This is a genomic window from Pseudoalteromonas sp. C2R02, assembly GCF_018860845.1.
GTDB lineage: Bacteria > Pseudomonadota > Gammaproteobacteria > Enterobacterales > Alteromonadaceae > Pseudoalteromonas.
Genome location: NZ_JAHKQC010000029.1, coordinates 51,271 through 64,810, shown reverse-complemented (window position 1 = coordinate 64,810; position 13,540 = coordinate 51,271). Strand labels below are relative to the sequence as shown.

The 13,540-nt window shown below is 35.6% G+C and carries 12 protein-coding genes; 3 read left to right on the top strand and 9 right to left on the bottom strand.

Going from position 1 to position 13,540, the window contains the following annotated elements:
* Positions 1–27: 27 nt before the first annotated feature.
* The 6 genes from KO527_RS26275 to gcl form a co-directional block, all read right to left on the bottom strand.
* On the bottom strand, positions 28–447 hold the full coding sequence (locus tag KO527_RS26275) for a prepilin-type N-terminal cleavage/methylation domain-containing protein (RefSeq protein WP_216040459.1): 420 nt from the start codon (positions 445–447) through the stop codon (positions 28–30).
* 182 nt (positions 448–629) lie between these two features.
* Positions 630–1,346: a hypothetical protein gene (locus KO527_RS10990; protein ID WP_216040351.1), complete on the bottom strand. Its 717-nt coding sequence runs from the start codon at positions 1,344–1,346 to the stop codon at positions 630–632.
* Between the two features lie 494 nt (positions 1,347–1,840).
* A complete protein-coding gene (locus KO527_RS10985) occupies positions 1,841–3,139 on the bottom strand; it encodes a glycerate kinase (protein ID WP_216040350.1) in 1,299 nt (432 codons plus the stop codon).
* A gap of 146 nt (positions 3,140–3,285) precedes the next feature.
* Positions 3,286–4,173: a 2-hydroxy-3-oxopropionate reductase gene (glxR, locus tag KO527_RS10980; protein ID WP_216040349.1), complete on the bottom strand. Its 888-nt coding sequence runs from the start codon at positions 4,171–4,173 to the stop codon at positions 3,286–3,288.
* 27 nt (positions 4,174–4,200) lie between these two features.
* Positions 4,201–4,983, bottom strand: a complete 783-nt coding sequence (hyi, locus tag KO527_RS10975; RefSeq protein WP_216040348.1) for a hydroxypyruvate isomerase — start codon at positions 4,981–4,983, stop codon at positions 4,201–4,203.
* Positions 4,984–4,992: 9 nt separating this feature from the next.
* Positions 4,993–6,771 carry a glyoxylate carboligase gene (gene gcl / locus KO527_RS10970; RefSeq protein ID WP_216040347.1) on the bottom strand — a complete coding sequence of 593 codons (1,779 nt, stop codon included), beginning with the start codon at positions 6,769–6,771 and terminating at the stop codon, positions 4,993–4,995.
* Between the two features lie 336 nt (positions 6,772–7,107).
* Between gcl and KO527_RS10965 the strand changes: the two genes are divergently transcribed.
* The gene (locus tag KO527_RS10965; protein ID WP_252733637.1) at positions 7,108–7,539 is read left to right on the top strand and encodes a heme-binding protein; all 432 of its coding nucleotides are present in this window, start codon (positions 7,108–7,110) and stop codon (positions 7,537–7,539) included.
* Positions 7,540–7,692: 153 nt separating this feature from the next.
* Here KO527_RS10965 and KO527_RS10960 read toward each other — a convergent pair whose 3' ends face one another.
* A complete protein-coding gene (locus tag KO527_RS10960) occupies positions 7,693–8,535 on the bottom strand; it encodes an IclR family transcriptional regulator C-terminal domain-containing protein (RefSeq protein ID WP_216040346.1) in 843 nt (280 codons plus the stop codon).
* 165 nt (positions 8,536–8,700) lie between these two features.
* Between KO527_RS10960 and KO527_RS10955 the strand changes: the two genes are divergently transcribed.
* Positions 8,701–8,967, top strand: a complete 267-nt coding sequence (locus tag KO527_RS10955; RefSeq protein WP_216040345.1) for a hypothetical protein — start codon at positions 8,701–8,703, stop codon at positions 8,965–8,967.
* 61 nt (positions 8,968–9,028) lie between these two features.
* Entirely contained in the window at positions 9,029–9,643 is a 615-nt protein-coding gene (locus KO527_RS10950; RefSeq protein WP_216040344.1) for a hypothetical protein, read from the top strand.
* Positions 9,644–9,698: 55 nt separating this feature from the next.
* On the opposite strand, the gene KO527_RS10945 is transcribed toward KO527_RS10950, so the two are convergent.
* Entirely contained in the window at positions 9,699–11,741 is a 2,043-nt protein-coding gene (locus KO527_RS10945; RefSeq protein ID WP_216040343.1) for a S9 family peptidase, read from the bottom strand.
* 361 nt (positions 11,742–12,102) lie between these two features.
* Complete coding sequence (locus tag KO527_RS10940) at positions 12,103–13,464, bottom strand: leucyl aminopeptidase family protein (protein WP_216040342.1); 1,362 nt, start codon at positions 13,462–13,464, stop codon at positions 12,103–12,105.
* Between the last annotated feature and the right edge of the window lie 76 nt (positions 13,465–13,540).

Below are 13,540 nucleotides of genomic sequence, written 5' to 3'. Positions count from 1 at the left end.
CTCCATTGCCTCAAGGTGTGGAGTTTTTTATTTTATAGAAACAACGCCTGTTCCACCATGAAAGTGTATAAAGTTACCTTCTTTAAACGGTCTAAATTCACATTCTTCATATATCTGTTTTATTTCTATATCATCGCTATTCATTAAGGCAAACCAAATATCTTCACAAGCTTCCCAAGAATAAGCTGTAGCAGGGTGATTGTGAGTATTGAAAAAGTTAAGTGTATAACCATTAACATCGAGATGGTTTAGTTCTCTTGCAATTATATGCTTTCCTTTGAGCATAGATAAAGAGTCTATGAGGGCTGCCTTGTGCCCGTTCAGAGAGGCGTATTTTGCATCATCATTAAGGTCTAAGAATTTAGGTAAAGCAGTTAAAGATAAGATTGATAAAATCACAATTGATATGATCAGTTCTATAAGTATAAAGCCATTGTTTTTACAAATGTTCTAAATCTTTTAATAAGTCTATATCATTATATTTAACTTATTTAACGCACTTATTCTGTAATTAAAGTAGATGGTTTTGTGAGTAATGTTTACCTGTGCAATTTAGATAAAAAAAAGCAGCTTTTCAGCTGCCTTTTGATTGCAATTTGGAATAATAAATTGATTGGGGGGGGGTTATATTAAAAGTGCCATTGAAGCAATAAATTAGCGTTTTTCTCTGTGATGCCATCTATGCCAAACTTGTTATGCCAATAAACATACTCAATGCCAGCATACAGCTTGCTCTTTTCAATACCCATATGTTGGCCAAAATCATATTTAAGCTGTGATGTAATGTTATAGCTAGAAGCTGTGTTATCAGTGCTATCAACAGCATCCATAAAACCATCGTAAACAAAACCATCAGCAAAAGAGAATGCCCAGGCAAGTGTTAGTTGGTTGCTTGCATCGCCATGATCATTATTTCGACGGTATAGGTTTACGTTGAAGAAAGTTGAACCAGGAACGTCAAGATTAACACCAGCACCCAATAAGTAATTATCTTGTGATATGCCAAAATCACCTGATGAAGAGCCATATTCCCATTGGGTTGCTACATATACATCTTTAATAAAGCTTTCTTTTTGTTGTATAAGGTTAAAAGTCATACCAACTTCACCGTAAACTTCTTTATCGTCACTATTTTTAGGGCTTAATCTATCAACAAAAGCAAAGATATTTCCCCAACTATGACCGCTGGCATGCTCTAGTGTGAAAACATTTCTTTCACTTTCACCTACTTCATAATCATTGCCTTTAAGTAAAGTGAAGCTGGTATCGCTCCAATATTGTTTGGCATTTACTGAAGTTGATAAAAGCGCTGTTGCTACTAACGCTGAATATACTTTTGCAGACATAGATGTTCCCTTGTTTCGTTTTTAATAGCCAATAAAAAGAGTATGGCTGATATTATTGAAGTTAAAATTTTAATTGATGTAATAATACTATTTTAAGTGTTTCTCTGGTTGAGTTAATCGGCGAATTTAAGTCTAAAAGAGTTAAACTCAACGATATTTAATAGTGTATTTTCATATGTTTAATTTTTATAAAACATATGATTGTTAATTCATCTAGTACTATTGTTGAGCTTTTTATCTTAAGGGGTTTTATAGCTTAAAATTTATATTGCTCAATAACAGTTTAAGTTATTTACTTCTATGTAAATTGAAATTTTTAACATATCTGTAACATCAACATTATCCATTCTTGTCATTTGTGTCAAGTTGAAGTGGGACGATTTTCCAACTTAATTTTTATACAAAGTTTGTTTGCTTTTTATCCAGTTTTAATTAGCATATTTCAAGGTCATGAGGCAAAATGAAATGGGGTTTTAAATATACGATATAGCTATTTATAAAATTAAAATAGCTCTAAAATCATTGACATTAGTTCTTGTAGGACCTGTTTTTAAAAGTTGATCTGTGGCTTTAAAAAAACTATAACCATCATTGTTATCAAGATAATGCTCAAGGTTTAATTGTTGTTGTACTGCGCTTTTATAGGTTTGTGGTGTTAACAAACAGCCAGCGTTATCTTCTGACCCATCTATACCATCGGTATCGGCTGCAATGGCATAATATTGTTGCTTTTTTTGCAATGAAATAGCGAGACTTAATAAAAACTCAGCATTGCGACCACCACGGCCATTTCCTTTTACAGTGACCGTGGTTTCGCCACCCGATAAAATTACACAAGGAGGTGTTATTGGTTGCGCATTTTCAGCAATATTCAGTGCTATTGCGCCGTGAACCTTAGCAACTTCTTTTGATTCACCTTCAATTTTATCACCTAATACGAGTGCTTTTATGCCTGCTTTTTCTATCTGTTTTTGTACTGCATCAAGTGCGTCTTTTGGTGTGGCAATTAAAGTAAAGTGGGTATTTTTAAGCGCAGGGTCATCTGCTTTTAAGGTTTCTGATTCTGGGCTTTGCAACCAAGCTTTTACATTATCAGGAATATTAATATTATAGTTTTCTAAAATAGTTAAAGCTTGCGCTGATGTAGTCGGGTCGGCGACTGTTGGTCCAGATGCAATCACTGTTGCTTCATCACCGGGTACATCTGAAATCGCATAAGTATGAATGGTAGCGGGGTAGCTAGCTTTTGCTAATCGACCACCTTTAATGGCTGATAAATGTTTGCGTACACAGTTCATTTCATCAATGGCTGCGCCTGATTTTAAGAGTGCTTTATTGATCGCTTGTTTATCAGATAATTTAATGCCTCCAGCGGGTAAAGATAATAAAGAAGAGCCGCCACCAGATATTAAACAAATCACCACATCATCTTCAGTTAAGCCTTCAACTAATTGCATTATACGTTTTGCCACAGCTTGGCCAGCATCATCAGGTACAGGGTGCGCAGCTTCAACAACTTCAATATGTTTACAGCTTTCATTATGACCATATCGTGTTACTACTAAACCAGATAAAGGACCTTGCCAATGCTGCTCTAGAGCTTGCGCCATAGAGGCCGCCGCTTTACCTGCGCCAATCACAACGGCACGTTTATTAGTATCTTTTGGCAAGTATTTAGCTAACACTTCTTTTGGATGTGCAGCATTAACAGCTGAATGAAAAAGATCAATTAGAAACGCTTCAGGATCTTTAATTTCTGTTTGAGAACTGAACTCAGATTGTGAGTTGTCCATAGTTGATCTCCATATGTAGTTTTTTATTTTTATAATGATATTTTATAGCTAAATAACCTTATTAATACCTGAAATATAAAAGTCATTTAGCTATAAATAATATGAGCATAAGCTGTGAAACCTTATACTCATATAAATTTTAAAAGTTATTCTGCAAGTTTGTGATTAGCCATGAGTTCAATAGACTTCACAAGTGCTGAATGATCTTCATTAACGCCACCGTTTGCACAACAAGTATTAAATAGTTGCTGAGTGTTTGCGGTATTTGGCAGGCTCATTTCAAGCTCTTTTGCTGCACTTAATGCTAAGTTTAGATCTTTTTGATGCAAACTAATTCTAAAACCAGGATCAAAAGTACGTTTGATCATACGTTCGCCATGTACTTTAAGAATTTTAGATGATGCAAATCCGCCCATAAGTGCTTCACGTACTTTAGCGGGATCAGCACCTGCTTTAGATGCAAATACTAAGGCTTCGCTTACCGCTTCAATGTTAAGTGCCACTATAATTTGGTTCGCTACTTTACATGTTTGTCCATCGCCATTACCACCAACTAAAGTGATATTTTTACCCATTAAATCAAGAATTGGTTTAACACGATCAAAAGCTTCTTGTTTAGCACCTACCATAATTGTCAGGCTTGCAGCTTTAGCGCCTACTTCACCGCCAGACACTGGTGCATCGACATATTCACAATCTACAGCGTTTATGCGTTTAGCAAATTCTTTAGTTGCCATAGGTGAAATAGAACTCATGTCTATTACAATTTTACCTGCGCTTAGGCCGTTAATAACACCGCTTTCACCAAACAGTACATCTTCAACTTGTGGGGTATCTGGCACCATAGTGATAATGATATCTGCTTTTTGTGCAACTTCTTGTGGTGTAGCACAATCAGTACCGCCAGCATCTAATAGCTCGCTTGGTACTTCAATGAAATGGCTTGAAAAAAATAACTGATGATCACTATTAATTAAATGCTGCGCCATAGGTTTGCCCATGATGCCAGTGCCTATAAATCCAATTTTACTCATAATCTTATCTCCTAAAATACGGCTTAATTAAAGAACGTTATGTTGTTGTAGCCAGTTAAGGCCTGCTTGTGTGGTGGTTTTTGGTTTGTATTCGCAACCGATCCAACCTGTATATTTGATGCTGTCGAGAAACTTAAAAATAAAGTGATAGTTAATCTCACCAGTGCCGGGCTCGTTTCTACCTGGATTATCAGCAAGTTGTATATGTGCGATATTTTTTAAGTTTGCTTCTATGGTCTGTGTGATATCACCTTCCATAATTTGCATATGGTAAATATCGTATTGATAAAATAAGTTTGTAGAGTCAACTTGTTTGATGATCTCTAATGTTTGTTTGGTATTATTTAAGAAGAAGCCTGGAATATCTCGGGTATTAATGGCTTCAATTAAACAGCGTATACCTGCTTTTTCTAGGCGAGGCGCTGCATAGTTTAAGTTATTAATAAAAGTTTTTTGTGCATCAATTTGGCTTAGCCCATCAGGCACTATGCCAGCTAAAATATTACATTGTGAACATTCTAAAACCTTTGCGTACTCTATGGCTAAATCAACGCCTTGTCGGAATTCTTCGACACGTTCAGGATGACAAGCAATACCACGATCTCCGCTATCCCAATCGCCTGCTGGTAAATTAAATAACACTTGAGTTAGATTATGACTTGCTAGTTTTTGTTTTATTTCATGCATATCAAAGTCGTATGGGAATAAATATTCCACACCCTTAAAACCAGCTTGTGCAGCGGCATCAAAGCGGTCTAAAAAATCAATTTCGTTAAATAACATAGATAAATTGGCGTTTAATTTTGGCATGATGATCTCCTAATCAAGCATTGAAATAGTAGCGGTAGGGGCGTCTTGACCTGATTCGGCTAAGTCATCAAATTCTGTTACATTGTTCAGCTCAGTGCCCATTGCGATATTAGTGACATTTTCTAAGATCACTTCAACAACAACGGGTACACTAAACTCAGCCATAAGTGCTTTTGCTTTTTCGAATGCGCCTGCAATTTCACTTGGCTCTCTTACTCTAATCGCTTTACAACCTAAACCTTCAACAACAGCAACATGGTCAACACCATAATTACCAAGTTCTGGCGCATTAATATTTTCGAATGACAGTTGCACACAGTAATCCATATCAAAGCCACGTTGCGCTTGGCGAATGAGGCCTAAATATGAGTTGTTAACTACTACATGTATGTAAGGCAATTTAAATTGTGCACCAACAGCCAGTTCTTCAATCATAAATTGGAAATCGTAATCACCTGATAAGGCAACAACATTACGCTTGGGATCTGCAGCACATACACCTAATGCCGCGGGTGCTGTCCAACCTAATGGACCAGCTTGACCACAGTTGATCCAATGTCTTGGTTTATATACATGTAAAAATTGTGCGCCGGCAATTTGAGATAAACCGATAGTGCTTACGTAACAGGTGTCTTTACCAAAGGCTTGATTCATTTCTTGATAAACACGTTGTGGTTTCATTGGTACATTGTTGAAGTTAGTTTTACGTTGCATGGTTTGTTTGCGTTCTTGACACTCAGACGCCCAAGCACTGTGATCTGCCAGTTTTCCTTTTGCTTTGTATTCTTTTGCTACTTCAACTAATAAAGATAATGCGGCATGTGCATCTGATGCTATGCCAAAATCAGGTGTAAATACGCGACCAATTTGTGTTGGTTCAATATCAATATGAACAAATTTACGACCTTCAGTGTACACATCTACCGAACCTGTATGGCGATTTGCCCAACGATTACCTATGCCCATAACAAAACTAGATTCAAGCATGGTGGCATTACCGTATCTGTGAGATGTTTGTAATCCACACATACCCGCCATTAACTTATGATCATCAGGGATGGTTCCCCAGCCCATAAGTGTTGGAATAACTGGCACGCCTGTGATTTCGGCAAACTCAACTAATAACTCAGCGGCATCTGCATTAATAACACCACCACCGGATACGATTAATGGTTTAGTTTCTTGATTAAGCATTTCCATGGCTTTTTCAATTTGAGCGCGAGTCGCTTTTGGCTTAAAAGACTCTAAAGATTGGTAAGTGTCAGGATCAAAGTCGATCTCAGCCATTTGTACATCGATAGGTAAATCAATTAAAACAGGGCCTGGACGACCCGAGCGCATTAAGTGGAATGCTTTTTGGAATACGCCCGGAACCTGACCTGGTTCAAGTACAGTAGTAGTCCATTTAGTAACTGGTTCTACGATTGAAGCAATATCAACGGCTTGGAAGTCTTCTTTATGTAAACGTGCTCGTGGTGCTTGGCCTGTAATGCATAAAATTGGAATAGAATCGGCAGCGGCAGAATATAAACCAGTGACCATATCAGTACCAGCAGGGCCAGAAGTGCCAATACAAACACCAATATTGCCAGTATTAGTACGTGTATAACCTTCAGCCATATGAGAAGCGCCTTCAACATGACGTGCAAGTACATGGCTAATGCTGCCATTTTTTCTTAAGGCATCATAAAAAGGATTGATGGCAGCGCCTGGTACACCAAAAGCTTTTGATACTCCCTCAAGTTCTAATATTTTTACTGCGGCGTCTATCGCTCTCATTTTTGGCATAACACTTACCTCTCATTTTTTTATGAATAAGCAGCACAAATATTAAATTTGGTTGGTTAAAGTTTGCGCTGAATAATTAATTGATTTTTGTATTGACCTGTTAAGTTTTATTGATACTATAAATTCCTGTCACAAGTGTCAACTTTTAATAAAATCAAATTCCATAATGTGAAAATGACTTTTAGTTGTTATTTATCAGCCTGTTGAGTTGTTTTGTTGTTCTGGTTTTTAAAAGTAAACATAAAAAATAAAAATGAATTAGTTTTGATACTTGGAAATTGATTATTGAAATGAAGAAAAAACCAAATTCAAATTTAAAATATCAGGAGCAAAATAATGACAATGAAACTTAACTTAGAAAGTTCAACGCAAATAATTAAAGGTGCTTTAGCATTAGGAAAAGAGCTCAATACACCACCGCTTACGGTTGCGGTTTTAGATGAAGGCGGCCACTTAAAAGCCTTTGCTCGTCAAGATGAGGCAAGCATAATGAGAATTGATATTGCGATCGCAAAAGCACGGGGCGCAATAGGTATGGGTATGTCATCACGGGTATTATGTGATGTAGCAAGTGAACGACCTGCATTTATGTCGGCGCTAACGACTATGGCCCACGGTAATTTAGTACCTGTACCAGGTGGGGTTTTGATCAGAAATGAAGAAGATAAAATAATTGGTGCTGTTGGTATTACAGGCGATACCTCAGATATTGATGAGCAATGTGCACTTGCAGGGATCGAATCTGCATGCTTTAGAGCTCATGCCTAGCTAGTTTATGTTCGGATAAATATAAAAGGGGATGAAATAAATAAAAACTAAAAGTAGAAATTTTAAAAATATAAACTCTTTTGATTTAGAGTGTTAATATTCTTGCCTAACCAAATCAAAGGTGGTTTGACGACATCACCTTTGATTTTTGCGCTATTTTTCAGTAGGTTTTTTTCCACCTAATGCAAAGGTTATTTGTGATGCTGTTGTATTTAGTAAACTGCCTAAATCATTTAATCTATCATCAGTTAATCTTACCTTTGGGCCTGAAATTGAAATTGCCGCTATAGCTTCATGATGCTCATTATAAATATTGGCAGCGATACAACGCAGACCAATAGATTGCTCCTCATCATCTATGCTAAAACCTTGCTGTTTTATATCTGCAAGATGAGCAGTAAAAGTTGTTGGATTAGTGATAGTATTTTCTGTTATTTCGTTGAGTTTAGTCTCAAATAGGTGATCTTTTAGTTCCTTTTGAGAGTATTCAGATAATAAAGCTTTTCCTATGCCGCTAACATGAGCTGGGGTTCGGCCACCTAAAGTAGCGACCATTCTCATTAACTCTTTACATTCAACTTGTGCGATTAACACTGAAGAAAAACCATTTAATATGCCTAAATTTGAGGTTTCTCCGGTTTTTTCCATCAATTCACGCATAAAAGGGCGGGCGATAGCAACAACATCTCTGGTTTTTAAAAAGCCATTACCGACGTTAAAGGCTTCAATACCAATCGACCATTTTCCTCTTTGTTCATCTTGAATCACAAAACCTTGCTGCTCTAAACTTGATAATAATCTGTGTGCAGTAGAAGAAGCTAAAACAACATCATCGGCTATTTCAAATAAACTCATGCTTTTACCATGTTCAGCTAGGGATTTTAAAATATTTAAACCTCGCACCAAAGATTGAACTTGGCCTGTTGCTGGTTTTTTTACAGTGGAAGGTGTTGAAGCTTTAGTTGAAGTGATAGCTGATTTTTTTTCTTGTGGCATAGGATGAGTTGTTATTGATAATCAAAAGATTAGTTTATCCAACCCTTTAGGTAAAAGCTACTTTATCTATTTTATCTATTTTATCTCTATTTTCATTTTATGGCTTTACTTGGTTCTATTTTATCAGATAACGTATGTCTGTTTTTTAGAGAAAAGGAATTCAATTTGAGTTTACATCAAGATCCAATCGCTTGGTGCCAAGCAGTTGCTGAAAATAGACTGAAGCTAATAACTGCGATAGCTTTGCAAATCTTAATGACGCTTTTTGTTTTGTATTTATTTTATGATTCAATTCCTGAATTACATTTAGAAATGAATTTTACTGATATTTTACAAAGAAGTGGTTTGATCTTTTTTGTGTGTATTGGAGTACCTAGCTTATATTTATATGCAATTTATCAGCTTCTAAAAGAATTAAAAAAGCCTGACTAATATAACCTGGTTAATGTTGTAAATATCTAATTTTGAATGCAAAAAACAAAAGAGTACCTCGATGAATAAGGAAATAAAAAAAGAATCCTTTATCATATTTATTATTATGATGTGTTTATATTTGCCATTTATAGAGAGTTGGTTTGGCGAAACGCTTTGGGGATTAAATTGGCAATCTCCAATGTTGATGTATCAATGGCGTGATAATGTAAGAATAGTTAAAATCATTCTTGTGATTTTAGCGATTGCATTGCTGAGTATTAAAAGAGAGGTAATAAGAGAAACACTAAATAATACAATTATTAAAAATGCTTTTTTAGTTTCAAGTTATGTGGTTGCAGCAGTTCAAATTCCTTTACTTTTTTTAGGGATTTTCTTTGAAGGGATTTCATCATCCGATCTTAGCTATATACACAAAGAAAAAACATTTAATAATCGAACAGTTTATGTATATACAGCGGATCCGGGAGCTATGGGAAAAGCCTATCATTACTTTTATTTAAAATGTCCGCTACCGCTGAATCGTTTTGAGCTAAAAGATATTAAAAAAATAGGTTGGATGTATGAATACGATTTTGAAGTACAAGAAAACAACTTAATCGTTATAGATAAAAGTGAAGAGGGTAAACTTCATAGTTTTGATATATCTAACTTTACTTGTGATAATCAAAGTTAAAACTTTCTTATAAAAAGCCTGACTAAGTAGTCAGGCTCAATTGATAACTCTTAGTTTACTTCTTTAGCTTTGAAGCGTGATCTAAATAAAACGGTGGTTTTTCTGTGTTATCCGCTTTTAAATAATGATCCATCCAACGCATTAATCTTAATGAAAAGTCATAACGTGCAGCGGTTTTTTTATTACCATGACCTTCGCCTGGGTAATACACTAAACGTACTGTTTTATCTTGGCTTTTCATAAAGCGGTAAAGCTCCATTGATTGGCTCGGATGTACTCTAGGGTCGTCTTTACCATGCATTATTAATAATGGCGTTTCTGACTGACCAGCATAATAAATTGGGCTACGTTCTAAGTACCATAACCATTTATCCCAAGGGTTGCTTCTTGCGTGCACTAAGTACATTTCGTTAGCGATATCGGTTGTGCCGTATTTAGATATTAAATCGGTTACACCAACACTCATTACGCTTGCAGCAAAATGTTTTGTTTGCTTAGTTGCAGCCCAAGCTGATGCATAACCACCGTAAGAACCACCTGTAATACCTACTTTTTTCTCATTTACTAAACCTATGTTCACTAAATGATTTTTAGCATCAACAATATCGTCAAATTCTTTACCTGCATAATCATTTTGACCTAGCTTAGAAAATTCAACACCACGACCTGTGCTACCGCGGTAGTTAGGATAAAAAACAGCGTAGTCTTGTGAAGCCGCTATTTGACCAGGTTTAGAGTAATTCGTTAACCAACCATTGCTAATATGTGCTTCTGGACCACCATGAATAGACATGATTAACGGATAACGTTTATCGCTTTGTTTATTGATTGGGTTTATTAAAATACCTTGAAGCTTTAAACCATCTCTTGCCTCAAAAGTGATCACTTCTTGTTTAGCTAAAGGCATATCAGTTAGCCAAGCATTAGTGTGTGTAAGGCGAGCAAGCGAATGTTTCTTACCTTTTAAGATATAAACTTCATCAGGGTGAGTTTGTGTATTAATCACAGCAGCTAAGGTTTTATCTGACTTTGAAATGCTGATTTTATTGATTATAAAGCCAGCTTTATTCGCGATAGTTTTATGCTTTTGCTTGTTAACATCAAAATAGTTAAGTTCAGTTTCTACGTCGGTATATAAAACATAAAATAACTTATTAGTTTTATTGGCCCAAGCAAGGTCTTTAACATGGCCTAATGTTTTTGGTGATATATTTTTAATGTCACCTGTTTTGGCATTGGCTAAATATAATTGACCGTCTTTAGGGTCGTTAATATCACTGCTACCAATGAAGGCTACAAATTTTGCATCGGCAGAAAACTTAGCTTTACCTAGTTTACCTACAGTTTCAAATGTTGTTTGAATTGTTTGTGTATTTGCATCAAATATATGCCAAAGAGACTTCATATAAATGTCGTCGATTAATGGGCTTGGCTGTAATTTAACTAGCAGCTTATTATCTATCGGGCTAAATGAAACTGAAGAAATATTGCCTTTGATAGTTTGCTTTTTAGGTTTTTTATTAGAATCTAAAGTAGCAATAAATAATTGCTTAAATTGTAAATCTTCTTCGTAAATTTCAGCTTTAAAACCTAGTTTCACTAGTTCTTTATTTTCTTTTTCTTTAGGTTCTTTTGCTAAAACAGCTACTTTTTTACCATTGTGATTTAAATCGTATTGGCTAATAGATGCTTTTTTTAATGATACTTGTTTAACTGCTTCACCACCGTTAGTTGGCATTGCATATAGGCTAGTATATTTGTCTTTTTTCAACTTAGCTAAGAAATAGATTTGGCTATTATCAGCTGACCATTTTAGTTGTGAAATGTTTACTTGGCCGGCTAAAAAAGGACGAGATTCACCTTTTCTATTTACAATGTGCAGTTGGCTAAATGATTTACCATCTTTATCTTTATAAAGTTTACGAGGTACAGACTTGATATAAGCGATGTGTTCGCCATCAGGTGATATTACCGCTTGGCTAACATATTGAATTTTCGCTATGTGTTCTAAGCTAAATGTTTCATTTGATACTTTTGCGCTAACGCTTGAGATAGTCAAAAGTAAACATAAAACAAAACACTGTGAAATATACTTCATGATTGTCCTTTTTTAGTTTTAATGTTGTCAGATCCAAACCTCATTAATATGTGTGCGAGAGGTTTGGCATGTAAACGCGTATTTTACTGTGATAATTAATAAAAACAGTGCTTTTTACCTCCTTTTATGTCGATTCAACATCATTTATTGTTTATTGCTAATAAAAAAAAACTTTTATAGTTAATTTTATTTTTTTGAAAATTTAAAACTGATATTAACATTTACCATAAATACGGAATATTTATTTAAAATCAGAAAGGTAGCTTGAATAGATATAGAATCGTTATAAAAAAGATGTGCTTAAAATGAAGTGAAAAAACCGGTTTCGCGGTTTTTTTACTTCATTTTAAGCAGGAGTACTTTAAGCATCAAATCTTGAAGCTAAGTAGCTATATACAGCACGAATACCAAATGCTTCACCGCCTAATGGACGACCAGAAAGCTTGCGGTTATTCCACGCCATTACATCAAAATGTAACCAATCAGTTTTTTCATCAACAAAGTATTGTAGGTATAACGCAGCACAAATTGCTGCACCTTGCGGTACTGTTGGGCAGTTTGTCATATCAGCAACTTCGCTTTTGAATAGCTCTTTATATGGCTGATATAAAGGCATTTGCCATACAGGATCAAATACATCATCACCGGCATCAATAATATCGTGCGCAATTTTACGATTTGTAGAGAAGAAACCTGGTAACTCAGTACCTAAAGCTATGCGCATTGCACCTGTTAAAGTTGCAAAATCAATTAATAACTCAGGATCATCATTTTGTGCTTCATTTAACGCATCACATAATACTAAGCGGCCTTCAGCATCTGTGTTATCAATTTCAACTGTTAAACCTTGGCGTGTTTTTACAACGTCACCCGGGCGTAATGCATTGCTCGATACCGCATTTTCTACTGCGGGTACTAATACACGTAATCTAACAGGTAAATTATTAGCCATGATTAACTGTGCTAAACCTATAACATGTGCTGCACCGCCCATGTCTTTTTTCATATTACGCATACCCACTTTTGGTTTTAAATCTAAACCGCCAGAGTCAAAACATACGCCTTTGCCCACTAAAGTGACTTTAGGGTGTTTTTCATCCCCCCAAGTTAAATCAAGTAGTCTTGGTTTATGACAGCTTGCACGACCTACCGCATGGATTGTTGGGTAATTGTGCTCTAATAATTCATCGCCAATTAATTGAGACATATCAGCGCCAAATTGCTCAGCAAGATCACTCATGGTTTGTGCTAAGTGCTCAGGCATCATGTCAGCAGGTGGCATATTAATTAAATCACGTACTAGGCCAGTTGCTTCAACTTGCTTTAATACTTTATCTGCTAATTCCTGAGTTACTAAACCTAAAGAAACTTGCGGTTTTTCAACCGTTTTATATACATCAAATTGGTAACAACCAATCGCCCATGAAAAAGCGATGGCTTCATGATATGCAACATCTGCTTTTAATGAATATTGACCGGCAGGTAGTTGCTTGGCCAGTTCACCACATGAAAAGAAATGCTCAGGGGTTTCAACAACAAATACTACTTGTGTTAAAGTGCCTGTGTGATCGGGGATTAAAGATAAACCTGCACCTTTAAATTGCGTTTGCTTTAACCAGTTTTGAACAAGTTCATTTTGTTGTGATAGCCAAGAATCAAAACCATCTGTTGATAAAATATTAAGAGGAATACCTTGGTTATTAGCATTTAAAAGTTGAATCATGTTTTACCTTAAATCGGAATTTAAAACGTGCATTAATTAAGAACTAATATACCTTATTTTGATGTTAAAAGGCTGA